This is a genomic window from Sunxiuqinia rutila (assembly GCF_050589705.1).
Lineage (GTDB): Bacteria > Bacteroidota > Bacteroidia > Bacteroidales > Prolixibacteraceae > Sunxiuqinia > Sunxiuqinia rutila.
On sequence record NZ_JBNGOT010000006.1, the window covers coordinates 202,528 to 226,142 of the forward strand.

The 23,615-nt window shown below is 41.1% G+C and carries 22 protein-coding genes; 15 read left to right on the forward strand and 7 right to left on the reverse strand.

Features of this window, described 5'->3' with window-relative positions:
- Positions 1–2 precede the first annotated feature (2 nt).
- Genes mnmG through ACRD6K_RS09580 form a run of 4 tightly spaced genes read right to left on the reverse strand, consistent with a single transcriptional unit; the run spans position 3 to position 5,303 of the window.
- Positions 3–1,883, reverse strand: coding sequence for a tRNA uridine-5-carboxymethylaminomethyl(34) synthesis enzyme MnmG (mnmG, locus tag ACRD6K_RS09565; protein ID WP_430973067.1), 1,881 nt, complete (start codon positions 1,881–1,883; stop codon positions 3–5).
- Positions 1,884–1,931: 48 nt separating this feature from the next.
- The gene (gene ybeY / locus ACRD6K_RS09570; RefSeq protein WP_430973068.1) at positions 1,932–2,345 is read right to left on the reverse strand and encodes an rRNA maturation RNase YbeY; all 414 of its coding nucleotides are present in this window, start codon (positions 2,343–2,345) and stop codon (positions 1,932–1,934) included.
- Positions 2,323–2,742 carry an ATP-binding protein gene (locus ACRD6K_RS09575; protein ID WP_299578479.1) on the reverse strand — a complete coding sequence of 140 codons (420 nt, stop codon included), beginning with the start codon at positions 2,740–2,742 and terminating at the stop codon, positions 2,323–2,325. The genes ybeY and ACRD6K_RS09575 overlap by 23 nt, the downstream gene beginning before the upstream one ends.
- On the reverse strand, positions 2,739–5,303 hold the full coding sequence (locus tag ACRD6K_RS09580; RefSeq protein ID WP_299578478.1) for a coiled-coil domain-containing protein: 2,565 nt from the start codon (positions 5,301–5,303) through the stop codon (positions 2,739–2,741). The genes ACRD6K_RS09575 and ACRD6K_RS09580 overlap by 4 nt, the downstream gene beginning before the upstream one ends.
- A gap of 1,242 nt (positions 5,304–6,545) precedes the next feature.
- Between ACRD6K_RS09580 and ACRD6K_RS09585 the strand changes: the two genes are divergently transcribed.
- Together ACRD6K_RS09585 and ruvB are read left to right on the forward strand one after the other, a co-directional pair.
- Positions 6,546–6,935, forward strand: coding sequence for a response regulator (locus tag ACRD6K_RS09585; RefSeq protein ID WP_299578477.1), 390 nt, complete (start codon positions 6,546–6,548; stop codon positions 6,933–6,935).
- 63 nt (positions 6,936–6,998) lie between these two features.
- On the forward strand, positions 6,999–8,027 hold the full coding sequence (gene ruvB, locus ACRD6K_RS09590; RefSeq protein ID WP_299578476.1) for a Holliday junction branch migration DNA helicase RuvB: 1,029 nt from the start codon (positions 6,999–7,001) through the stop codon (positions 8,025–8,027).
- Here the strand turns inward: ruvB and ACRD6K_RS09595 are convergent.
- Positions 8,014–9,087: a glutaminyl-peptide cyclotransferase gene (locus tag ACRD6K_RS09595; protein ID WP_430973070.1), complete on the reverse strand. Its 1,074-nt coding sequence runs from the start codon at positions 9,085–9,087 to the stop codon at positions 8,014–8,016. The genes ruvB and ACRD6K_RS09595 overlap by 14 nt on opposite strands.
- Before the next feature lie 123 nt (positions 9,088–9,210).
- On the opposite strand from ACRD6K_RS09595, the gene ACRD6K_RS09600 reads away from it, so the two are divergent.
- The 9 genes from ACRD6K_RS09600 (at position 9,211) to ACRD6K_RS09640 (ending at position 18,532) form a co-directional block, all read left to right on the forward strand.
- Positions 9,211–10,677: a lipopolysaccharide biosynthesis protein gene (locus ACRD6K_RS09600; protein WP_430973071.1), complete on the forward strand. Its 1,467-nt coding sequence runs from the start codon at positions 9,211–9,213 to the stop codon at positions 10,675–10,677.
- A gap of 61 nt (positions 10,678–10,738) precedes the next feature.
- The gene (gene rpiB, locus ACRD6K_RS09605; protein ID WP_430973072.1) at positions 10,739–11,170 is read left to right on the forward strand and encodes a ribose 5-phosphate isomerase B; all 432 of its coding nucleotides are present in this window, start codon (positions 10,739–10,741) and stop codon (positions 11,168–11,170) included.
- Between the two features lie 2 nt (positions 11,171–11,172).
- The gene (locus tag ACRD6K_RS09610) at positions 11,173–12,543 is read left to right on the forward strand and encodes a lactate utilization protein B (RefSeq protein WP_299578472.1); all 1,371 of its coding nucleotides are present in this window, start codon (positions 11,173–11,175) and stop codon (positions 12,541–12,543) included.
- Positions 12,544–12,546: 3 nt separating this feature from the next.
- On the forward strand, positions 12,547–12,993 hold the full coding sequence (locus ACRD6K_RS09615; RefSeq protein ID WP_299578471.1) for an RrF2 family transcriptional regulator: 447 nt from the start codon (positions 12,547–12,549) through the stop codon (positions 12,991–12,993).
- Positions 12,994–13,045: 52 nt separating this feature from the next.
- On the forward strand, positions 13,046–14,176 hold the full coding sequence (hemW, locus tag ACRD6K_RS09620) for a radical SAM family heme chaperone HemW (protein ID WP_430973073.1): 1,131 nt from the start codon (positions 13,046–13,048) through the stop codon (positions 14,174–14,176).
- Between the two features lie 82 nt (positions 14,177–14,258).
- On the forward strand, positions 14,259–14,693 hold the full coding sequence (dut, locus tag ACRD6K_RS09625; RefSeq protein ID WP_430973074.1) for a dUTP diphosphatase: 435 nt from the start codon (positions 14,259–14,261) through the stop codon (positions 14,691–14,693).
- 8 nt (positions 14,694–14,701) lie between these two features.
- Positions 14,702–16,462, forward strand: coding sequence for a tetratricopeptide repeat protein (locus ACRD6K_RS09630; protein ID WP_430973075.1), 1,761 nt, complete (start codon positions 14,702–14,704; stop codon positions 16,460–16,462).
- Entirely contained in the window at positions 16,459–17,334 is an 876-nt protein-coding gene (gene lolB1, locus ACRD6K_RS09635; RefSeq protein ID WP_299578467.1) for a lipoprotein insertase outer membrane protein LolB1, read from the forward strand. Before ACRD6K_RS09630 ends, lolB1 begins: the two co-directional genes overlap by 4 nt.
- A gap of 13 nt (positions 17,335–17,347) precedes the next feature.
- Complete coding sequence (locus ACRD6K_RS09640) at positions 17,348–18,532, forward strand: murein hydrolase activator EnvC family protein (protein ID WP_430973076.1); 1,185 nt, start codon at positions 17,348–17,350, stop codon at positions 18,530–18,532.
- A 127-nt stretch (positions 18,533–18,659) separates the two neighbouring features.
- Here ACRD6K_RS09640 and ACRD6K_RS09645 read toward each other — a convergent pair whose 3' ends face one another.
- Entirely contained in the window at positions 18,660–19,361 is a 702-nt protein-coding gene (locus ACRD6K_RS09645) for a Crp/Fnr family transcriptional regulator (RefSeq protein WP_299578465.1), read from the reverse strand.
- A 154-nt stretch (positions 19,362–19,515) separates the two neighbouring features.
- Between ACRD6K_RS09645 and ACRD6K_RS09650 the strand changes: the two genes are divergently transcribed.
- The 4 genes from ACRD6K_RS09650 (at position 19,516) to ACRD6K_RS09665 (ending at position 22,219) form a co-directional block, all read left to right on the forward strand.
- On the forward strand, positions 19,516–19,932 hold the full coding sequence (locus ACRD6K_RS09650; protein ID WP_299578464.1) for an OsmC family protein: 417 nt from the start codon (positions 19,516–19,518) through the stop codon (positions 19,930–19,932).
- A gap of 6 nt (positions 19,933–19,938) precedes the next feature.
- On the forward strand, positions 19,939–20,811 hold the full coding sequence (locus ACRD6K_RS09655; RefSeq protein ID WP_430973077.1) for a helix-turn-helix domain-containing protein: 873 nt from the start codon (positions 19,939–19,941) through the stop codon (positions 20,809–20,811).
- Positions 20,812–20,892: 81 nt separating this feature from the next.
- Positions 20,893–21,483 carry a YceI family protein gene (locus ACRD6K_RS09660; protein WP_430973078.1) on the forward strand — a complete coding sequence of 197 codons (591 nt, stop codon included), beginning with the start codon at positions 20,893–20,895 and terminating at the stop codon, positions 21,481–21,483.
- Positions 21,484–21,502: 19 nt separating this feature from the next.
- Positions 21,503–22,219 carry a pirin family protein gene (locus ACRD6K_RS09665; protein WP_430973079.1) on the forward strand — a complete coding sequence of 239 codons (717 nt, stop codon included), beginning with the start codon at positions 21,503–21,505 and terminating at the stop codon, positions 22,217–22,219.
- Between the two features lie 44 nt (positions 22,220–22,263).
- Here the strand turns inward: ACRD6K_RS09665 and ACRD6K_RS09670 are convergent, their stop codons facing one another.
- Positions 22,264–23,508, reverse strand: coding sequence for a helix-turn-helix domain-containing protein (locus ACRD6K_RS09670; RefSeq protein WP_430973080.1), 1,245 nt, complete (start codon positions 23,506–23,508; stop codon positions 22,264–22,266).
- Between the last annotated feature and the right edge of the window lie 107 nt (positions 23,509–23,615).

The following is a 23,615-nucleotide window of genomic DNA, read 5'->3' on the forward strand; positions in this document are numbered from 1 at the left end:
CATTAGCGTCCTAGCATCACTAAAAGCACGTTTATATCGGAAGGATTAACTCCCGAAATACGGCTGGCCTGCCCGATTGTTTTGGGTTGAATGCGCGTTAGTTTTTGCCGCGCTTCGGTGGAAATAGTATGGATTTTTTCGTAGTCAAACTTACCTTCAATATTGATATTCTCAAGCCGCTTAAACTTGTCCGCCATCAATTTTTCACGCTCGATATAGCCAGCATATTTGATCAAAATTTCGGCCGATTCTACAATCTCTTCAAAGCGATTTTTAGGTACAATCTCCAACATTCGTTTAAAAGGTGTAACCGGTTCGATGACATCAAAAATAGAAATTTGAGGACGAGAAATAACATCTTTTAGCTTTACTCCTTGTTTCAACGAAGAAGTATTTTTAGCTTCTAAAACGGCATTTATAAATTGCGGCTTGATCGAAAAATTGCTAACAAATTCAATAATTTGATCACGCAATTTTAACTTTTCCTCCAGTAAATCCATTCGTTCCTGAGAGGCCAATCCAAGCTCAAAAGACTTTGGCGTTAACCGTACATCGGCATCATCCTGGCGCAATAAAATACGATACTCGGCACGCGAAGTAAACATCCGGTAAGGCTCATCTACACCTTTCGTGACCAAATCATCGATTAAAACACCAATATAAGCCTCATCCCTACCCAAAGTAAATTCGTCCTGATTATGGGCTTTTAAATGGGCATTAATACCACAAATAATACCTTGCGCAGCTGCCTCCTCATAACCGGTCGTTCCGTTGATCTGTCCACCGAAATAAAGGTTGCGGATATGCTTTGTTTCTAACGTGTGGTAAAGCTGTGTTGGATCGAAATAGTCGTATTCAATGGCATAACCCGGACGGTAAATTTTGGCATTTTCCAAGCCAGAAACCAGGCGCAAAGCTTTATACTGAACCTGCCATGGTAGGGAACTTGAGAAGCCATTCAGATAATATTCATTCGTCGTTTCGCCTTCCGGCTCCAGGAATAACTGGTGTTGCTGTTTCTCGGCAAATGTTACCAATTTTGATTCAATACTGGGGCAATAACGAGGACCCGCACTCTGAATCGTTCCATCGTACATGGGAGATTCCTCAAAACCTTCCTCCAAGGCTGCATGAACTTCAGGAGAAGTATAGGTAATCCAGCAACTCCGCCCCTTCAATTCGCTTTTCACATCGGGTAAATAGGAAAATTTATAATGTCCTTCATCGCCCTTTTGCTCCGTTAATTTCGAAAAATCAATAGAACGTCCATCAATCCGCACCGGAGTTCCGGTCTTCAAACGACCAGTTTTAAAGCCAGCTTCTGCTAATTGATCACTGATAAAATAAGAAGCCGACTCCCCTATCCTACCCCCTTCCATCTTGGATTGGCCAATATGCATCAATCCATTCAAGAAAGTACCATTGGTAAGAATGACGGTTTTGGATTCAAATTCGACTCCAATTCTTGTTTTAACTCCCTTCACTTTGCCATTTTTAAGGAGCAAATGAATGACCGCATCCTGCCACAAATCCAGATTGTCGGTATTCTCCAAAACCGTTCGCCAGTATTCCGAAAAGCGAAAGCGGTCACTCTGAACCCGAGGACTCCACATAGCAGGTCCCTTGGAGCGATTTAACATGCGGAACTGAATAGACGATCGATCAGCAATAATGCCGGTATATCCACCCAAAGCATCAATTTCGCGTACAATCTGTCCCTTGGCAATTCCACCGATAGCCGGATTGCAAGACATCTGAGCATATTTGCCCATATCCATGGTTATGAGTAAGGTTTTCGACCCCAAATTGGCTGCTGCCACGGCTGCTTCACAACCGGCATGCCCCCCTCCCACGACAATTACATCATAAATAGGTAACATCATAAAAAATTTAGATGGCAAAATTAATAGAAAAGCTTAGAAATGAAAAGCTTAATACACACTCAGGTAATAATCTTCTTTGCTGGTCATAAGTTGCTTCTCATCTGCTTCCTTATCCTTGTAGCCCAACAGATGGAGAACACCGTGAATAATGATCCGGTTCAGTTCGTTAGCAAAACTAACTTGATATTCATCCGCATTTTCCTTGACCCGGTCGACACTAATAAAAATATCACCTGAAACAATGCCATCTTCAACATAATCAAAAGTGATAATATCAGTATAGTAATCATGGTTCAAATACTGCTTGTTAATCTCCAGCAAATAATCATCACTACACAAAATAAAACTAAGTTCACCAGGCTCCTGGCCTTCTTCGGTAATTGTACTATTAATCCAGCTAGTAATTTTTGGTAAGTCTAATTGAAATTCTTCAATATCCTCAAAGTAAAAGTTGATGTTCACGACTCAATTTAAATTTAATTTTTATCAACGATCCATTATTCACAAATTCAACATCATCCGCTAAATTCCGAATAATGAATATTCCTCTTCCACGCTCATTTTTAATATTTTTAGTATCGGTCGGGTCTGGAATATCGTGTAGGTCAAATCCGTTGCCTTCATCCTCAATTTCAATACAGATCATATTGTCCTGATATTCAGCGCGAATATCAACCAACTTATTAATATTATGTCTGTTTCCATGAGAAATAGCATTATTAACTGACTCACAAACAGTTAACATTACAGATCCAAATTGTGTTCCAGGTAGTCCAGCTTCTTGAAGAAACGAATGTATGAATTTTTCAACATCATACAAATAGGTTAAATGAGATGGTATGCTGAGCCGCTTTTTCAATTTTCCTTTCTTAGATTATTGATATACTCCCTATATTTCCGATCATAGAATTTCCGCAACTGATAGTTATTTCTTTCAATAACTTCCTCCAATTGTTTTTCATGCTTTTTATACTCAAAAAATTCAATTGGGTTACTGTAAAATTTATCCTCGGCAGTTTTAGAATCCCGCTGATCATCTACATCTCTCTCCATTTCAGCCTTTTCAGCCTTTAATAATTTATTAAGAATTAATTGCTGTCTGCTAATCATTTCACTCGTTAAGTTCTTGTGAGCCAAATCCGCCACGTTTTGCTCCAACAACTGGTTGATTTGTTTAAGCTGCTCCTCAGCAGCACTTCCAACTTCTGAATTCATGAGCAATTCACGAATCATTTGCTGCATCATCTCTTGTTGAGCAAGCGTTTTTCCAATCTGTTCACTCCCCTTCCCTGATTGACCCGATTTCAGTTGATCAATCATTTGCTGCAACTGTTCTTTCATGCCTTGCTGGGCTTGCTTTAAAAGATTCATGGTTTCACTAGAATCAGATCCCGGCTTGTCGCATTGCTGATCGCCCGGCATGGCATAAGCCATTTGCTTTTGCAAATTATCCAGGGCTTCATTCAAAAACAGAGCCATGTTATTGGCCGAAGTTATGGCATATTGCTGCTGATTCAAGGAAGCATGCAGCCGGCTTTCCTCCAGTTCGTCCAAAGCCTTGTCCATGGCCAACTCTAATTTAAAAAGCTCCTTGGTAACTACATTGGCGATGGCCGGTGTTCGTTTGGCAACGGCAAACAAGGAATCCTTCACAACCTGGCTTTGCTTTATTAGATGATCCTGCTCCAGTCGAACCTGATTTAGGCGCGGATCGTTCTGATCAAGCAGACGGATTTCATCATACAAGGCCTCTTGATTTAATGAAAGATATATCAAGTTATCCAAAATTTGCTGCAAATCCCGCATATTTTCCATTTGCTGTTGCTGCATATTCATGGCCATCATCTGATCCAAAATGAAGGAAGCATTGTCATAGTTTTCGGCATTGTGCTGAATTTGCTCAACAGCTTTTCGCTTCCGTTTGTTTTGAAGGCTCTCCCCTACTCCATCGTAAGTCGAATTAATTTCCTCAAACTCCTTGTCCAGCGATTGCAAATTCATCGGCTGCTCAAGGGTCTGATTAAGCTCCAAAGCATTTTTCAAATCATTCTGAATATCCTTCAATTTATTTTGATTCTCGATTTCTTTCGAATTGGTCTCATCAAAGTTTCGATGTTCGTCCAGTTCGTAGGCAATTTGCTTTTCTTCTTCACCAAGTACTTTTAATACATCAACAAGCTCTTCCAGTTCCTGCTCCACTTTCATCCGTTTTAGCATTTGAAGATTTCGCTCCAATTGGTTTTCCAAATCTGTCATGGACATTTCCGAACGACGCGACAATTCATCAAATTTGGCTTGATCAAACTCCTTAGCCAACTCATTAAACTCATCAAAAAGCTTCTTCAATTCCTCGTCAAAAACATCATCGAGCAATTCTTCAATCTGCCTTTGTTTTTCAACCAAGGCTGCTTTTTCTTCAGAAAACGAATTTTTGAGGGCATTCATTTCGGCATTCTGCTTCTGAACCTGGTTCAAAATTTCCTCCAGCTGCTTTTTCTTGTTCAGAATTTCGGTAACCAATTGCTGCTTTTCCCAATCCGAGGAATTTTCGCTCCGGCTTTTAAATTTCAACTCATCAATGGCCTGCTGAATATCATGCGTCAACTCAAAACTCTCCTCCATTAAAAGCTCCAAATCCTGAAAATTCTGATCATCTAACTGATCCAATTCCTCCAAAGAAGGAAAAACAAATTGGAACGTTTCGGAAACCGCTTCTTTATAGGAATGAAAATAATCGTTATCGCGCACTGAAAAATAATAATCAACGCGATCAGTCAACCCAACCAACTCTTTAAAATCGAAGGTGAAGTAAAAATCCTGTTCATGAAGATTCTTCAATAGCGGCAATGCAATCAAGCTATCCTGCTGTTTGATCATTAAATGATAATTCAGGTCATGAAAGCCATAGTCATCTGCAATACTTCCTTTAAAGTAAAAACGGGTATAAGTAACCGAATCGCGTAACTGAGCTACATCAATTTTGGGGTATAAATCCGGAATCACATCCAAGCGAAACCGTAGTAAATCGCGATAATCAAAATAGCTGTTTTTGATCGATACCGTATAATCCACATTTTCCTTGGCCATATATTCTACAGTAAACGTTTTCGAATCCGGATTAACAATTATAGGCACTCCATTAACTGCAAAAAACAGTGAATCGGTATCCATCGTTTTAAATACCCATTTGATCTTCGATCCAAAAGGAACTTCCAAATCCCCCAGCATACTTTGTTGTTTTGACTCATAACCGGTATAAGCGGGCGGTTTTATTTCAACCGAGTATTCCAAAATAGCCGGTGACGGTAAAACTTCAACCTGGTAATTCGACGACCGATATTCGAGATTGGTAAAATAGATGCCAAAGCTATTGTTGAGATGTTCGAGTGAATAACTAAAAAGAGTGTCCTTTTTTGTCATCAGGAAATTTGAACCAGCTATATTAATATAGAGAAGATCCGGAATCTTGCTTCCATCACATTTCACTTGAAGTTTTAACCCCGTCCCTTTTTTCACCTTCAAACTATCATTCAAAATTTCGAAAGTAAAAGGTGCTGGTTTTTGAAACGATTCCTTGTAAGCCAATAATCGTTTTCCAGTGTTAGAAAACAAACCTGGAAATGTCATCGCTAATAAAAACGAAAAACAAACTAAAAGAAGAAGCATTCCCAAACTTCCTCGTAATTTTCGATAAGAAACGGCTTCTGAAAAATTGAAAATCTTAAGCTGTTCAATTTTCTTATCGATGCTTGCCCATACCAATTCCTGATGGCTTTCCTGATCGATCTTTGAGAGTTCAATTATGTTTATAAGCTGATCCTCGATTTCCGGAAAATGATCAGAAATAATTTCTGCCGCCTTTTTATACGACATGCTTTTTGTTAGGCCAAGCAAGTTAAAAAATGGCCTTACGAAATAAAAAATGACGACTCCAGCAAAAAACAGAACAGAGAAATAAAAGAGCAAACTGCGGTAAAACGACCCCAAACAGCTAAAATGCTCGATCAATAAAACAATCACCAGGTAACTAAGCAGTAGCAGAGTAGACACGATAATTCCCCTTAAAAACGCATAAAAACTGTGCTTTCTAATGTATAATTCCAGTTTATCAACAAGGTGTTTATATCCCTCAGTCATATATCTTATCTCTCTATTTTAAAGTATTTTGCAACTTTACAAAAATGTTAATATCTCCGTATTTCCTGTTAATTCGACACAAATAAATATCCAAAATTAAATTTTAAAATTTGGTTTCCGATTCTGCCTAGTAATTTAATCTTGGAATAACAAACATAAGTTTTTAAAAATCACCATGAAGATATCAACAGCTATTAACATATCTCACCGTTAAAAAACCACAAAAAGTAATCAAAAACAAGAGATATTAACAGATGTTGATTTCATCGCCATTCAATTTATTTTCAGAAATAAGCCCTGTTCATATTCGGTTAATAACTGCCCAATAACATCAGATTCTCCAGTAAAACAAAAAACAGAGCAAATTTTTATACATGAAATCAACAGGCTATTATAATATCCATTTTTAATTTTTATTAAAACTTATAAATAATAATTAGGTGTTGAATTCAATTTTTTGAAAAAAGAGGGTTTCCTTTTCACTGTTTAAAGGATTAACTTTACAGTGCTTAAATGTATGTGTGAATGGAGGACAAACTTTCAATATTGCTGGTAGAAGATAATGTGCTGAATCAAAGGATTGTAACATTTAGTTTGAAGAAATTCAACCACGATGTTACGATTGCGAACAATGGTTTAGAAGCCCTGGAACGCTTTCAGGAAGCCCAGTACGATGTTATTTTAATGGATATAATGATGCCCGAAATGGATGGTTTAGAGGCTACTGTGAAAATACGGGAAATCGAAAATCAAAATCCACAGAACTTGAGAACCCCCATTATTGCACTTACGGCAAATACCATGGACAATGATCGGGATAAATGTCTCTCTTATGGCATGGATGAGTTTATGGCCAAACCTTTTGATATTGATAAATTGAAACAGATCTTTGAAGAGCTGGAAATCGTAAAATAAATTCCGCTACCCGACACTTCATGAAATAAAGCTATATTTGTTCGGTTAGAAAAGTATAGTTTTATGACAGATCAAATCGATCTTCACGATGAATCTTTTTCCGAGAGAGATGTGGATTTGGACAAGCAATTGCGTCCACTTTCTTTTGATGATTTCAAAGGGCAAAAGCAGATTGTCGAAAACCTGAAAGTTTTTGTACAGGCTGCCAAAATGCGTGGTGAAGCTTTGGATCATGTTTTATTGCATGGACCACCGGGGCTCGGAAAAACCACCTTGTCGAATATTATTGCAAATGAATTGGGCGTAAGTTTGAAGTTAACCTCCGGTCCGGTTTTGGATAAACCCGGTGATTTAGCCGGCTTGTTAACCAACCTTGAGCCAAGCGATGTGCTTTTCATCGACGAGATCCATCGTTTAAGCCCCATAGTGGAAGAATATTTGTATTCGGCTATGGAGGACTATAAAATTGATATTTTGATCGACAAAGGCCCCAGTGCACGTTCAATTCAATTGGAGTTAAATCCGTTCACCTTGGTTGGAGCAACTACCCGGTCGGGTTTATTGACCAGTCCGCTGCGGGCACGTTTTGGAATCAATGCTCATTTCGAATACTACGATCTGAGTATTCTGACCGGAATTGTGAAGCGTTCAGCGAAAATTCTGAATGTGGAGATCAAAGACCAGGCGGCCCTGGAAATTGCTTCCAGAAGCCGTGGAACACCTCGAATTGTAAATGCGCTGCTTCGACGCGTACGTGACTTTGCCCAGGTGAAAGGCAATGGCAAAATTGATTTGGAGATTACGCGGTTTTCACTCGAAGCACTCAATATTGATCAGCACGGTTTGGATGAAATGGACAATAAAATTCTATCGACCATCATTGATAAATTCAATGGAGGACCTGTGGGAATTTCTACCATTTCAACGGCTGTTGGTGAAGATTCAGGAACCATTGAAGAGGTGTACGAGCCCTTTTTAATCAAGGAAGGTTTTATCAAGCGTACACCCCGCGGACGTGAAGTAACCGACCGGGCCTACAAGCACTTAGGAAGAATTAATTACAACGGCGGACAAACACCTAGTCTTTTTTAATCAGTTTGACCTCGTATAAATGGGGCCAAAGTTTTCCAGTGATGTACATCTTTCCGTTGTCGGGATGAATGGCAATACCGTTTAAAACGTCAATGGGTTTATCCGGATTATAAAGCACCGAAAGCAAGCCTTCAAAATTGATATGGCCCAGCACTTTTCCTGTGTTTGGATCAATCTTTACCGCATAGTTGGTGGTGTAAATGTTGGCATAAAGTTCGCCTTGGTAGTATTCCAGTTCGTTCAAATATTTTACCGGCCCGCGGTCGTCATAAACCTGAAGCTTTTTGACTTCCTCGTAGGTTTCCGGGTCAATAAAATGTAAGAATTCGGACCCGTCGGTTTTAATTAAATGCGTACCGTCGTGTGCCAACCCCCAGCCTTCGGGCGTGCTGAAAGTAAATGAATCAATACGGGCAAAAGTGTTCAGATCATAGACAAAGCCTTTTTGTGCTTTGTAGGTCAGTTGGTAAATTTTCTGGTCAAAAATGGTGATCCCTTCACCAAAATACTGGTCTTCCATCTTGAATGATTTCAAAACAGATCCGGAATTCAGGTCAAATTTGAAAATGCCCGATTTTCCGTATTCTCCTGTACTTTCATAGAATTCGTTGTTGTGAATTTCGAGACCCTGGGTGAAGTGTTCGGTATTGTGTGGGTACGTGTTGACCACTTCGTAGCCGTAATTGGCCGGTTTTAAATCCGAAACCACTTCAAATGACTGAAAAGTAACACCTTCTACCCCATCGGTTTTAGTGGCTAATAGCTTTATGCTGTGTTTACCGAGCTCAGTAAGTCGGCCAACAGCAAAGTTAAACTCCAGTTCATCACTGGTTTGAACCAACTTATTGTCCACATAAAGTTTTGAATCTTTGATTTGGCCATCGCTGTTTTTTACTCGGATTGAAATTGAAATGGAGTCCCCAAATTCATAGCGGTTTTTTTGAGGATGAAGGCTGATTTTTGCGACAGGTTTTCTGGATCTCTTGGGAGAATTGGAACAAGAAATAAAAGCAACAAAAAGCGATACCGACAGCAGTAAAAGGGAAAATTTCAATTTCATTTTGAATTCAGTTTATTTTGAATGACTAAAAATACACAAACTTAAAAGATCCGGAATCAAACAAAATCTTTTTGCCTGAAAAAAAACAGCTTGAATCCCTATCTTTGACAAAATTTTGACGCATTGAATTCATTTAAAAAGTTAGCCGGAGAAACAGCCATTTATGGTATGAGCAGTATTGTTGGACGCTTTATCAACTGGTGGCTGGTACCTTACTATTCCTTTATATTTCTGACGTCTGAATACGGCGTAGTGACCAACCTGTATTCCTACATGGCTTTTCTGTTGGTTTTTTTAAGCTATGGCATGGAAACTGGTTTTTTCCGGTTCGCCTCACGGGCTGAAGATAAAGAACGCGCTTATTCAAGTGCTTTAATTTCCTTGTTTGGAACATCCATGGGCTTTTTGTTGGTGGTGTTGGCCTTTTCAAAAGACATTGCCGCCTGGATTGATTACCCCGATCATCCGGAATACATTCAATGGGTAGCCTTGATTGTGGTGTTGGACACCCTTACGGCCATTCCGTTTGCCAAATTACGGATTGAATCAAAAGCCGTGAAATTCGCCGTGCTGAAGTTCGTCAACATTTTTATCATCATATTTCTGAATATTTTCTTCTTCAGCATTTGTCCGTCTTTGCTAAAAAATAATCCTGAAAGTTGGGTGAAGTTGATTTATTCCCCGGAACTGGGCGTAGGCTATGTTTTCATTTCAAACCTGATTGCCTCGGTTATCAGCCTGATTTTGCTGGTACCGGAAATGATAGTCAAACTGCAACTTGATAGACGGTTGCTGAAGGAAATGGTGTGGTACTCCTTCCCCATTCTGATTGTTGGAGTTGGTGGAATAATGACTCAACATATCGACAAAATATTACTTCCAAAACTGTTGCCCGAAAGTCAGGAGCCAATGTCGCAGCTGGGAATTTATGGCGCCAATGTTAAACTCGCTGTCATTCTAAACATGTTTATTCAGGCGTTTCGTTATGCGTTTGAGCCTTTTTTCTTTTCCCAGGTTAAGTCAGAAGATAACAAGCGCGGTTATGCCATTATCATGAAGTATTTTGTGCTTTTTGGCTTAAGCATCTTTTTGGGCATCTGTTTATACATCGATTTGGTGAAACTAATTGTGGATGCCAAATACCACTCGGGTTTAAATGTTGTTCCCATCATTTTAATGGCGAACCTCTTTTTAGGCATTTACTACACCCTTTCACTTTGGTATAAACTGACCGATAAAACCCGCTATGGCGCTTATTTTTCACTGGCTGGTGCCGGAATCAGCTTAATACTGAATATCCTTTTCATCCCACAATTTGGATATATGGCCTCAGCTTGGGCCATGCTGATTTCCTTTGTGGCCATGGTGGTACTTTCCTACAGCTTCGGTCAAAAGTATTTTCCGGTCAACTACCCCTTAAAACGCATTGGCCTTTACTTTGCTGCTGCTTTGCTTATTTACTTTGCGGCAAGTTTGTTAAACCTCACCCCCTCGGTGTGGATGTACCTCATTCATACCTTGCTGATTAGTTTGTTTTTATTGTTAGCTTTTTTATTAGAGCGAAAAGAAATTTATCGGTTTCTTAAGTAAGAAACTCCGAATAAATACTTTTAAGTATTATTTTTGATTATTTTTAGTGAAAATGAATAAGATGAAGATTGCATTGGCTTCAGATCACGCTGGATTTGAAAAGAAACAGGTGATTATGAATTTTTTGAAAGAACAAGGGATCGAATTTAAAGATTTTGGCGCATATTCCGATGAGAGTTCCGACTATCCGGATTGGGCTCACCCCATGGCAAAAGCGGTAGAAGATGGAGATTTTGAGTTGGGAATTTCGCTTTGTGGAAGTGGCAACGGAATTAACATGACAGCCAATAAACATCAGCAAATTCGCTCAGCCATTTGCTGGACTCCTGAGATTGCAGAACTGGCCCGTTTGCACAACGATGCGAATGTTTGTGCCCTGCCTGCTCGTTTTATCAATGATGAAGAAGCCCTTCAAATTGTAAAAACGTTTCTTTCAACGGATTTTGAAGGGGGCCGTCATGTGCGACGAATCAATAAAATGCCTTTAAGCTAGTTATGTCACACGAGAAAAAACAATTTCTGGAGGAATCTGCGAAAATTGCGCCCGATAAACGACATCGGGCTACCATTAAATTCAATATTTCGAAATATGACGCAGCGGTGGATCGGGGACGAAAACGTTATTCTGATCTGGCTTTGGCCAAAGCGCGTGCATCATATATCAAAGGCGAAGCTATTGGTCAATTAGCGGATTACCTGCTGGAATTTGAAAAAAACAGCCAGGCGAACGGCGCCGAGGTCATTTGGGCCGAAGATGCGCACGAAGCCATTCAGGCTGTTCAGCAAATATTGAAAGAGAATAAGGCTAGTTTGTTGGTCAAAAGTAAGTCGATGACCACCGAAGAAATTGAGCTCAATCATCATGTTGAAGCGGTTGGTGTGGAGTCGCTTGAAACCGATTTGGGTGAATACATTGTACAAATAGCAGGTGAAAAACCTTACCACATTGTTACGCCGGCTATGCATAAATCGAAAGAAGATATTGCTGAGCTTTTTCATGAGAAATTCGACACGCCGGAAAAAAGTACACCCGAATATTTAACCAGCTTTGTGCGGGGTTTGCTTCGCGAAAAGTTTACCCAGGCCGAAGTTGGAGTTACTGGTGCTAACTTTTTGATTGCCGATAAAGGTGCCATTGCCTTGACCGAAAATGAAGGGAATGCCATGATGACTTTCTCTTTTCCGAAAATTCACATTGTTATAGGCGGAATTGAAAAAGTGATTCCACGATTGCAGGATTTGGGCTTAATGTGGCCCCTGCTGGCAGCTCATGGTACCGGACAGCAGGTTACGGTTTACAACTCCATTGTTTCCGGACCAAAACAAGCGGGCGAGACCGATGGGCCGGAGAAAATGTATGTGATTTTACTGGACAATAAGCGGAGTGAGTTGTACCAAAAGGATGATCAGTTTGAAGCACTGAAATGCATTCGTTGTGGTGCTTGCTTAAACGCCTGCCCGATTTATAAAAATGTAGGAGGCTACACTTACGATGCCACTTACAGCGGCCCTATTGGTTCTGTCATTACCCCTTTCCTAAAAGGCTTTTCAGAGTATAATCACTTGAGTTCGGCATGCTCCGTGTGTGGAAAATGTAGTGAAGTGTGCCCGGTAAAAATTCCGCTGCACAACATGTTGTTGTACAACCGGCGCGATGCTGTTGAGCGCGGCGATACGCCTGCCTTGTGGAACATGGGAATGAAAGCGTTTGAATTTGCTTTTATGAAGCGGAAACGTTTGGATTTGCTCAATGGAAAAACCAAAAATCAATTGGGTAAACTGCAACAAAATGCCTTGGGCGATCAAAAATCCCTGCCAACATTTGCTAAGGAATCATTTAGTCAACAATGGAAAAATAAACACTAAATTATGCTTTCAAATACATGTAAATATGCCATTAGGGCTTTAATCTATCTCGGTAAATTCAGCGATGGTGATGGAACCAAAATCGGTATCAAGAAAATTTCAAGCGATTTGGATATTCCCACTCCCTTTCTTGGTAAAATTCTTCAAAACCTGGTCAAGCAAAAAATTTTGGTTTCCACCAAAGGACCCAATGGCGGTTTTGGCTTAGGCAAGGCAGCCGAAGAAATTTCACTTTACGATATTGTGACGATTATTGATGGGGAAGATTTCTTTAAAAATTGCCTGATCAGCATGGAACCATGTTCTACCCATCACGAGAGTGGACAACCTTGTCCGGTGCATAAAAGCTTTTCAGAAGTTCGTCAGAAACTTTCAACCTTTTATTCCGAAACAACGTTGGCAACCATCATCGAAGACATGGCCGGGCACGAAGACCTGATTAAAATGTAAACCATATTCATTCCGGCAGGCCGTCGGAGCACGAAAAGAGGAGGATCGAATCATGGCCGGAATTTATATTCACATTCCATTTTGTAAGACCAAGTGTCACTATTGCGATTTTTATAAATCCACCGACTTTGGGGCAAAAACCGATTTTTTAGGCGCGCTGAAACAAGAAATAGCCGAGCGCAAGAACGAGCTTCAAAACGAAGCAATTGCCAGTATTTATTTTGGAGGAGGCACGCCTTCGGTATTGAAAATTGAAGAAATCAACGACATCCTGACCCTGGTGGGTGAACACTATCAGCTGGCCGAAGATGTGGAAATTACGCTGGAAGCTAATCCTGACGATTTATCAGAAGCCTTTTTAGAAGGGCTAAAAACAACGATCATCAACCGACTGAGTATTGGCACCCAGTCCTTCAACGATCACGACTTAAAAAGCATGAATCGCCGGCATAACAGCCGGCAAGCTTTAACATCCATCCGTGCGGCACAGGATGCCGGCTTTCAAAACATCAGCATCGACTTAATTTATGGGTTGCCAAATCAAACGCTGGCTGCCTGGGAAGCCAACATTGATCAGGCTCTGGCGCTGAATGTTCAGCACATTTCGGCTTACCACCTTACTTACCACGAAGGCACGGTTTTTTACGATTATCTGAAAAAGGGAAAAATCAAGGAATTGCCCGATGAATCAAGCTTAGAGCAGTTTAAGCGCTTGTTGAGCCGGTTGGAAGAAGCTGGTTTTGAGCAATACGAAATTTCAAATTTTGCCCGCAATGCCGCTTATTCGCGGCACAATAAGGCCTATTGGGAACGGAAAAAGTACCTCGGATTTGGCCCCTCGGCGCATTCGTTTGATCATCAATCCAGACGATGGAATGTTTCCAGTTTACGAAAGTACCTGCAGGCAATGGAACAAAAGTTACCTTACTGGGAAACGGAAATCTTGTCGGAGCAGGATCAGTATAACGACTACATGATTACCTCGTTGCGAACCAAATGGGGCATTTCAACGGAGTATTTAACGCAGAATTTTGCAGCTAAATATGTTCAGCATTTTCAAAAAGAAGCTGAAAAATATGTCGCCAGCAAACACCTTAGTTGCGAAAATAAAGTCTACAAATTGTCCGTTGAAGGCTTGTTTATTTCGGACAAAATCATGGAAGAATTGTTCTACATTGAATAGGTTTAAATTTTGTTAATTGCGTGATCATAAGGCGCAGACTTGCAATATTTATCTATCTTTGCAGACTGAAAAAATGCAAGCTATGGAAGTGAAAATTGTTAACCAATCGAAGAATGAACTGCCGGCATACAGCACGGCTTTATCTGCAGGAATGGACCTACGTGCTGACCTGGAACAACCCATTGTTTTGAAACCACTGGAACGCACTTTGGTTCCAACGGGTTTGTTTATTGAATTACCAGCCGGTCATGAAGCACAAATCCGGCCGCGAAGTGGCTTGGCAATCAAAAAAGGAATTACGGTTTTAAATACGCCAGGAACAATTGATGCCGATTATCGTGGTGAAATTAAAGTGATTTTGGTTAACTTATCCAACGAAGAATTTGTTATCAATCATGGAGAACGAATCTGCCAGATGGTGATTGGCAAACACGAAACAGTGAGCTGGCAACCTGTGCAGATTTTGGAAGAAACTGAGCGCGGAGCAGGTGGCTTCGGACACACAGGCAAAAATTAATACAAAAAATGACCTTGAAAAGACTGACATATCTTTTAGTATTCGCCCTGATTTTTACGTCCTGTTCAACGGCACAGAAACAATTGGTGGCAGAACCTGTTGTGGAAGTCGAAAAAGGCGATCAGTTATCTGATGATCAGCGCAATGAATTTGAGTACTTGTTTATTGAAGGGCTTAAGCAAAAGAAATTAGGCAATATTCAAAATGCTGTTTCCATCTTTTCCCGCTGTTTGGAAATCGACCCGAATTCCTCGGTGGCCATGTACGAAATGGCAAGTATTCATTACGCCAATAAAGACCTGACCAGCGCCTCACTCCTGCTGGAAAAGGCCATCAGTATCAATTCTGAAAATAAATGGTACAAACTGATGTTGGCCGAAATTTATCGCCAGCGTCAACAGTTTAACGAAGCAGCTGGCCTGTACACCGAATTGAGTACCCTGGAACCGGAAAACCTGGAATATCGGTATTATAAGGCGGTGCTGTTGAGCATGGCTGAAAATTATTCGGAAGCGCTGACAGCCTACGAAGAGCTGGAGAAAAAGACGGGTTTAAACGAACAAATATCGGTTGCCAAGCAACAAATTTACGTGTCGTTGGAGCAACCCGACAAAGCTGTTGAAGAAATCAACCGTCTGATTGAGTCCAACCCTGAAGAACCTCAATACTACGGGCTGATGGCGGAGCTTTATCAGCAGTTGGGCGACTCGGTGCAAGCCCTCAATTATTTCAACAAAATACTGGATATTGACCCGGAAAATGGCTTTGTTCATTTTTCATTGGCCAACTACTACATTGAGCAAGGCAATAAGGAAAAGGCGTTTGACCACATCAAAATGGCGTTTGCCAACGCCGACTTGGATGCTGAAAGTAAAATTCAGTATTACATGCTGCAAACGTCCAACGCCGAAAATTCGGATTGGAGCAATGAGCAAATTGATGAATTGTTGGATATTCTGCACAAAACCCATCCGGATGACAACCGGATGTATACCATTTATGCCGAACACTTGATGCGGCAAAATAAAATTGAAGAAGCCCGCAATTATTTGAAACAATACCTGGAAACGGACAAGGAAAACTTCGTCATTTGGCAGCAGCTGCTGTTTATGGATAATGATTTGATGGATTTCGAAAGCTTGTACACCAACAGCAAAGAAGCCATTGAATTGTTCCCCAATCAGGCCGTTCTTTATGCGCTTCATGCCGTTGGGGCATTGCAGCTCAAGAAGTATGATGAGGTGATTGCCGTGATTGAAGAGGGTGAAACCTATGTGTTGGACAACCAGGCACTGAAAGTCCAGTTTGAACTTTATAAAGCGGAGGCCAACTACAACCTTGGCCGGGTGAAGGAAGCCTTCAAAGCCTTTGATGAGGTGATTAAACTGGATCCGAATAATTACATGGCCATCAACAACTATGCGTATTACCTGTCCTTACGCGGTCAGGATCTTGAAAAAGCCGAGCGTTTAAGTGGAAAGGTGGTGCAGGCTAATCCGGAAAATCCAACCTATTTGGACACCTATGCCTGGGTGCTGTTCCAGCGCGAAAATTACCAACTGGCTAAGTTCTACATTGAATCGGCTATAAGCAATGGTGGCGCTGAAAATTCCGTTTTGCTTGAACATTACGGCGACATTCTTTACAAGCTTGGTGAAACCGACAAAGCACTTGAAAATTGGAAAAAAGCGCATGCGCTTGGCGAAGGCACCGAAGTGTTGGAACAGAAAATTAAAGAATCACGATTTATTGAAAATAAGATCCCTTGAAAACACGTTTTTACCGCCCGTATATCTACCTGATACTTGTTGTGTTGCTGGGTTTTTCTTCCTGCAAAACCAGTAAAATGGTGACCACCGAAAGCGTTCGGCCCATTAGCACCAACCGCCTAATTAAGAAAGTTCAGGAAAAAGCCTTTGACTATGATATGCTGGCTATTAAACGCATTATTTGTCAGTTTGAAGGACCTGATGAGAAGGCCTCCTTTCGGGCTAACCTGAAATCGGAAAAAGACAAGCAAATCCTGCTTACCATCAGTAAAATCAACATTCCGCTGGCGCGCCTGCATTTAACACCGGACAGTGTGAAAATGGTGAATTACCTGAAAAAGGAGTACCTGGAAGAAAATTATCACTTTTTAAGCAATCTCGTTCACATGGATCTGTCCTTTCAGGTGGTTCAATCCATCATTAGCAACGAAGCTTTTTCGTATTACGAAGGTCCGAAAAGCAGTGATTTCAAAGAGTTCGTTTCTTACACGGATTCGGGAATGTACGTTCTGCAATCGGTTAAAAACCGAAAACTGAATAAAATAGAGCGTAAGGGAAAAGACGATAAAATTGACCGGTACCTCAAAAAGATGAACGGTGAAGATTTTATTGTGCAACGCCTGTATATTGATCCGCAAACCTTTAAAATCCGGAAAATTATTCTGGATGATCAGTCCAACGAACGTAAAGTAACGGTTGATTTTTCAGAATTTGTGTCGGTAGGTCGCCAGCTTTATCCCGGTGATATTGACATTCGGTTTGAGAATGCGGAAAAAGATTTGTCGATGCAGATTAAACTGAGTAAATTTTCCACCGAAAAAGACCAATCGTTTAATTTCAACATTCCGGATAAGTACAGCCGGATGAACTAGCCCTATTTAAGCAATGAGAAGCCTTCTGTTGAGCTTTGTGTTCTTTCTTGTCTCTTTGTCCCTGTTGGGACAATCATTGACGGATTTGCGCGCTAAAAAGGTCAATACGTCACAGGTGATTAAATATACTTCGAGTTTACTGGAAAAAGCCCGGCAGAATGAAAAAGCCAGCCTTGGCAAGTTGCAATTGCTGAACTCTCAAATTCAAAACCGAAACCAGCTGATTCAGAATATCAATGATGAAATTTCGTTTCTGGATGGCTACATTGATGAAAATACGGCTGTTTCATCCATGCTCAACGGCGATTTGGAGCAGTTGAAAAAGGAATATGCTGCGATGATTCGTTTTGCCATGAAGAACAAGAACAGCTACGACATGCTGATTTTTCTTTTGTCTTCAGAAAACTTAAACCAGGCTTACAAGCGCATGCTCTACCTCAGGCGCTATGCCCAATACCGGAAATCTCAGGCTGAAGTGATTCAGGCCATAAGCAGTTTGCTGGAGGAAAAAGTTGCGGAACTGCAGGAACAAAAGGCGCAGAAAGCCCAGTTGCTGGCCAGTAAAAATGAGGAAACGCAACAGTTGTTAAGTGAGAAAAAGCAACAAAACCAGCAAGTACAAAGTCTTCAACAAAAACAGCGAACTCTTCGTAAAAAACTGCGCGACCAGCAGAAAGAACAGGAAAAACTGAATCAGGAAATTGAACGTCTGTTAGCCGAAGAAGCCCGCAAGGCACGCGAAAAGGGCTCTTTTGAAATGACCCCGGAACAAAAACTGTTAGCAGCTAGTTTTGAAGAAAATAAGGGACGTATGCCTTGGCCGGTTGAACGCGGTGTGATAACCGAACGTTTTGGCGTCCATGCTCATGCTGTTTTGAAAAACATCCAGGTAAAAAGCAATGGCATTGACATCAGTACCGATGAGGGAGCGCAAGCCCGTTCCGTGTTCAATGGCGAGGTTAGCCGGGTGTTTGCCATTTCGGGTGGGAACATGGCCGTTATCATTCGGCACGGAAGCTTTTTAAGTGTTTATTCCAATTTGAAAGAAGTTTTTGTGACTGCCGGACAACAAGTTAAAACGAAGCAAACCATCGGAGCTGTTTTCACCGATTCTTCGGAAGGAAATAAAACGGTGCTGAAATTTCAGGTATGGCGCGAAAATCAAAAATTAAATCCGGAACATTGGATTAGCCGCTAAAAAAAGAAGATGGAATCAGCCTGTGATCCCATCCTTTATATGATTTGAAGGCGGTTTTCAATCGAAAACAAGTGCCCTCAAAATAGACCTTGAAGAATACATTTTATAAGGTTCCAATTTGACCTGCTTACAGATTAGCCACCCGGCTCAAGGCTTTAATATCAAGCAGCTTAATCTTTCTTCCCTGTAAGTCAATCAGCTTGTCTTGTTTGAACTCAGACAGCAAGCGAATGACACTTTCCGTGGCTGTTCCTACAATGTTGGCCAGTTCTTCCCGTGTTAGCGAAATTTGCAGGGTGTTCGAATTGTCCAAGTCAAAAGCCTCTTTCAGCAAAAGCAATACTTCAGCCAACCGTTCGCGAACGGTTTTTTGAGCAATATCGGTAATGTAATCATTGGCTTCGCGTAATTCTTTGCAAACAATTTGAAGCATATGATGTGAAAATTGCCAGTTGCTTTGAATGAGAAACTGTAGGGTTTGGTAGGGAATATGGCATAAAACAGCCTCTTCGATTACCTTGGCGGTGGTGCAGGCCGACTCCTCACTTAAAAGTGAACGGTAAGCGATGATCTCCCCTTTTTTGGCAAAACGGATGATCTGTTCCTTGCCATCAATTCCGGTTTTCAAAATCTTGACAATGCCCTTGGTAACACAATAGAACCCGGTTAAACGGCTTCCTTCCCGATAAATGATACTTCCCTTTTTGAATAACGAACACGTCTTCTCATAATTAAGCTGAGCAAATTCCTGTTCGGTTAATTTTTTAAATAATTGAAAGCCTGAAAGTTCGCATTCTTCTTCTGTAGGTCTGTTAGTTGAACTTCTCATGAACCGTTATTTGTTAATATTGGATGAATAATGTTGATAATCGATTTTAAATATACAATGAACATTTATATTTGTAAAACTATTTAGTTATATATTTTAATACCTGAATTTTCAGGGCAAGTATAACGAGTTAATTGTTAAAACTGAAATTGTTATGAAACACATTGTTGACCTCGCCTGGAAAGAAAATATGGCTTTTGAAACGGAACAAGACGGACACCCACTAATCATTGATGCCGGGGTTGAAAGTGGCGGAAACAACTTGGGCTTTCGTCCCAAAAAATTGATGCTAACGGCCTTGGCTGGTTGCACTGGTCTGGATGTAATTTCCATTCTGAAAAAGATGAAAGTGGTACCGGAAGCTTTCCACGTGATTGTTGAAGGCGATGTGAGCGAAGAGCATCCCAAGAAATACGTTGAAATGAAGGTGATTTACCAGTTTAAAGGAAAGGATTTGCCGCTTGCAAAGTTGCAAAAGGCGGTGAATCTGTCCGAAGAAAAATACTGCGGCGTAAGCGCTGTTTATAAGGATGCCATGAAATTAACCAGCGAAATCAGGGTGATTGATTAAAGCAGAATGAACCGAACAAATCTTTTTACTGACGAGCACGAAGAGCGGATTTTTAGAATTCTGCCAATCTGCGATTTGAAGGAAGAGGAGCGAAGGCAAAATCAACTGCCTCACCTGCATAATTTTTACTCCATTTTCTGGATTCAGAGCGGACAGGCAGTGCATGCCACCGACTTTGTGGAATACGTCATTGAAAAAGACACCTTACTTTTTGTGCCGCCAGGCCTGAAACACCGTATGGTTTTGGATCAGATTGCAACCGGCTATTCCATTCTTTTTAACGAAGAATTTTTGCGTTATAACCGGAAGGAGTACACCCCAATAAAGGAGTACGACTTGTTTAACAACCCTGAATTTAAGACCCTGATAAAAGTGGAAGGCGATACCAAGGTGCAGCTCAACCTGCTTGTAAAAGCCATGATCGATGAGGTGCAGCAGCCGGATAAACATAGCCAGGATGTTGTCCTGAACTTGTTACATCTGTTCTTGCTGCACTCCATTCGGATTTTTGAAACCCAATACCAACCGATTAGTGAGGAGGAATCGGACAGCTTGACCATTATCCGGTTTAAAAAGCTGATTGAAGAAAACTATACCCGCGAAAAGAGTGTGTCCGCTTATGCAGATATGTTACAACTCAGTCCGACTTGTTTGAGCGAGGTTGCTAAAAAATCGTCGGGGATTACCGCCGGAGAAATGATTCGAAACCGCATTATTGATGAAGCTAAACAAAAATTGTTTGCCACGGATATGAGCGGAAAGGAAATTGCCTACACCCTGGGATTTGAAGACCCATCCTACTTTAGCCGCTTCTTTAAGAAGTATACAGGGTTAACAATCAAGGATTTTAGGGATAGGAGTAGAAAAAAGTACCAGTAAATCCGATTTTTGTCCATTTATTCAGACCTAAAGGTCCTTTATTTTTGTAACTGAATATTAACACTCAAAAATGAAACAGTTATGAAAACACTTAAATTGAAAAAATGGGCCGTTTTAAGTTTGGCTATATTGGTAAGTTCAGCAGTTTTTGCAGGGAATTATGTTGTAGATGCTTCCAACAGCACCGTAAGCTGGAATGGCAAGAAAGTAACCGGTGAACATTATGGTTCGATTGATATAAAAGAAGGTTCGTTAGAAGTGGTTGATGGCGAAGTTAAAGGTGGTACGGTTGTTATTGACATGCAATCGATTAAAAACGAAGACCTGACAAATGAGGAATACAACCAGAAACTGGTTGGACACCTGAAATCAGATGATTTCTTTTCCGTGGAAACCCATCCTACAGCCAGCCTGGTACTCACCGAAGTTAAAAAATCGGGCAACAGCTATACATTTACAGGCGATTTGACGATTAAGGGAACTACCAAACCAGTTAGTTTTCAGGCCACATCAACCACTCAAAGTGGCGGTGTTACTTTGGAAGGAAAGTTGGTAATTGATCGCTCAGACTATGACGTTAGGTATGGTTCCAAGTCGTTTTTCGACAACTTGGGCGATAAAATGATTTACGACGATTTCACTCTTGATTTCGTTGTTGTAGCAAAAAAATAAAGGAAGGAAGGAGGGAACAATGGCTATTGTTCTTTACAGATCAGAAAGCAGGGGGACAGCTGATCATGGCTGGCTCAAAAGCCGGCACACGTTTAGCTTTGCCAATTACTATTGCCCGTCGCGCTTAAATTTTGGGGCCTTGCGCGTGTTGAATGATGATTATGTGGAGCCTAAAATGGGCTTTGGAACGCATCCTCATGACAATATGGAAATCATTTCCATCGTGCTGGATGGCCAGCTGGAACATAAAGACAGCATGGGCACAGGATCCATCATTAAAAAGGGTGAAGTTCAGGTGATGTCAGCCGGTTCAGGCGTAACACATTCTGAATTTAACCCCTCTTCGGGAGAGCCGGTTCGTTTTTTCCAAATTTGGCTGTTTCCGAATAAGAAAAATGTGACACCACGCTATGATCAGGCCTATTTTGATCCGGCGGATTTACAAAATAACTGGCAGCTGATTATTTCTCCGGATGGGGCGAATGATTCCATGTGGATTCACCAGGATGCTTGGTTGTTTCGCGGAAATTTCGAGGCTGGACAATTAATCAATTATCAGCCGAAAAACCCTGAAAACGGTGTTTTTCTCATGGTTATTGAAGGTGAAATTGAAGTAGCCGGTCATGTGCTTTCCCGGCGCGATGCAGTGGGCTTAACCGAACTGGACGGGAAGCTGCCAATTCAAATTGAAAAAGAGAGTCAATTGCTGTTGATGGAAGTCCCAATGGCAATTTAGCAATGAAGGAGAAAGAAACCTGGATGATGATTCATTCAGGTTTTTTAAGGCCAAATTTCAGCCATATTTGCCGGCAGGGCATCCATGCGAACCAGGCGAATATCAAAGTCGGTCCGGTCTTCGCCCTTGACCTCAAAAACAGCCTTAAAATTGGATGATTTAAGCGCTTTCAGCTGCTTGTTGAATGGCTTCATTTTTAAAGGATCGGTAAAGTATTTGAGCAAGGCCATGTTGCCAATGTCATTGTCGCACAGGAAAAAAAGAACCTGGCGTTTATCCGGCAATTTAAATTGAGCCACCACAGCATGCTCATAGTTTAGGTAATCGGTTGACCGGTTATCAAAATGAAGGGTGGTATCTGCAGTGTGATATTCCAACAGGGTTTCTTCTATTCGATAAGTTAAGCCGAGTTTCTCAACGGTACTTTTCAATTCATGCAAGGTTTTAAATGAGCCGACAAACAGCAGATTTTGATCGCGAAAATCATCAATTTTAATGCGCGATGAATAGTCCATTTTTAAACTGAAATGACCTCCGCCAAACACTTGCATGAGGTAGAATAAGCCAATTGGAGCCTGGTTGTTGATGTAGGTCAGGTTGGTTTTTTCCATGTGTCCAACCAATTCGGGGTGGCTTTGAAGGAAAGCATCAAAATCCTGGTCAGAGTTAATCCTGCTGTCCCGGATACTTCCTTTGTCGCTTGAAGGAATGGGGCCACGGTAGAAGTAATGATCTCCTAAAATCAGCTTGGTGGGATGACCACCAGCGAAAAACGCTTTCCAGAAATCAATGGTCACCGGGTTGCTGGAAATAACCAGCTGGAAGAGCAGAATACCAATCAGAAGCAACAAGCTGGAGGCAGCCAACCAAGGTGAAAACCGGTACACTTTTCGCTTCAGTGACTTAATGGGCGAGTGGTTGAAATGAATGGCATATTGTCCTTTGGGAAGCTCAAAGATTAACTCTTCCTCCTGCCCCTCTTGAGCATAATATTCCTCCAGTTTTTTCCGAAGGTTATGCATGTAGACCCGCACATTCACTTCTTTATCCGGGTCATATTTTTTACCAAATACATCGGCGGCAATCTGAAACTCTTTGGGCTTTTCTCCTTTTAAAGAGCAGCTTACCAGGTATTTCAACAGCTCGCGGTTAACCGGCGACTTGGAGAAAGTATGGCTTTCAATCAGGCGGCTGAGGGAGCGTTTGATATGGGAACGATCGTTTTGCAAAGCGTTGACAAACAGTGTTGTAAAATTGATTTTTAACGTTGACTTTACGGCTTTAATCACGTATCTTTTTCAAAAGTAGCAAGAAGCCGGTATATTCCTTACAGAAATCATAATTAATTCCAAATAAATCTCTGCCCTTCAAAACCGACAGAGAAAAACTTAAACGT

Excerpts from the sequence above, each read along its gene's own strand:
- mnmG (WP_430973067.1), bottom strand. The coding sequence starts at position 1,883 with ATGATGTTACCTATTTATGATGTAATTGTCGTGGGAGGGGGGCATGCC.
- ACRD6K_RS09580 (WP_299578478.1), bottom strand. The coding sequence starts at position 5,303 with ATGACAAAAAAGGACACTCTTTTTAGTTATTCACTCGAACATCTCAAC.
- ACRD6K_RS09585 (WP_299578477.1), top strand. The coding sequence starts at position 6,546 with ATGGAGGACAAACTTTCAATATTGCTGGTAGAAGATAATGTGCTGAAT.
- ruvB (WP_299578476.1), top strand. The coding sequence starts at position 6,999 with ATGACAGATCAAATCGATCTTCACGATGAATCTTTTTCCGAGAGAGAT.
- ACRD6K_RS09595 (WP_430973070.1), bottom strand. The coding sequence starts at position 9,087 with ATGAAATTGAAATTTTCCCTTTTACTGCTGTCGGTATCGCTTTTTGTT.
- rpiB (WP_430973072.1), top strand. The coding sequence starts at position 10,739 with ATGAAGATTGCATTGGCTTCAGATCACGCTGGATTTGAAAAGAAACAG.
- ACRD6K_RS09610 (WP_299578472.1), top strand. The coding sequence starts at position 11,173 with ATGTCACACGAGAAAAAACAATTTCTGGAGGAATCTGCGAAAATTGCG.
- ACRD6K_RS09615 (WP_299578471.1), top strand. The coding sequence starts at position 12,547 with ATGCTTTCAAATACATGTAAATATGCCATTAGGGCTTTAATCTATCTC.
- hemW (WP_430973073.1), top strand. The coding sequence starts at position 13,046 with ATGGCCGGAATTTATATTCACATTCCATTTTGTAAGACCAAGTGTCAC.
- dut (WP_430973074.1), top strand. The coding sequence starts at position 14,259 with ATGGAAGTGAAAATTGTTAACCAATCGAAGAATGAACTGCCGGCATAC.
- ACRD6K_RS09630 (WP_430973075.1), top strand. The coding sequence starts at position 14,702 with ATGACCTTGAAAAGACTGACATATCTTTTAGTATTCGCCCTGATTTTT.
- ACRD6K_RS09640 (WP_430973076.1), top strand. The coding sequence starts at position 17,348 with ATGAGAAGCCTTCTGTTGAGCTTTGTGTTCTTTCTTGTCTCTTTGTCC.
- ACRD6K_RS09645 (WP_299578465.1), bottom strand. The coding sequence starts at position 19,361 with ATGAGAAGTTCAACTAACAGACCTACAGAAGAAGAATGCGAACTTTCA.
- ACRD6K_RS09650 (WP_299578464.1), top strand. The coding sequence starts at position 19,516 with ATGAAACACATTGTTGACCTCGCCTGGAAAGAAAATATGGCTTTTGAA.
- ACRD6K_RS09655 (WP_430973077.1), top strand. The coding sequence starts at position 19,939 with ATGAACCGAACAAATCTTTTTACTGACGAGCACGAAGAGCGGATTTTT.
- ACRD6K_RS09660 (WP_430973078.1), top strand. The coding sequence starts at position 20,893 with ATGAAAACACTTAAATTGAAAAAATGGGCCGTTTTAAGTTTGGCTATA.
- ACRD6K_RS09665 (WP_430973079.1), top strand. The coding sequence starts at position 21,503 with ATGGCTATTGTTCTTTACAGATCAGAAAGCAGGGGGACAGCTGATCAT.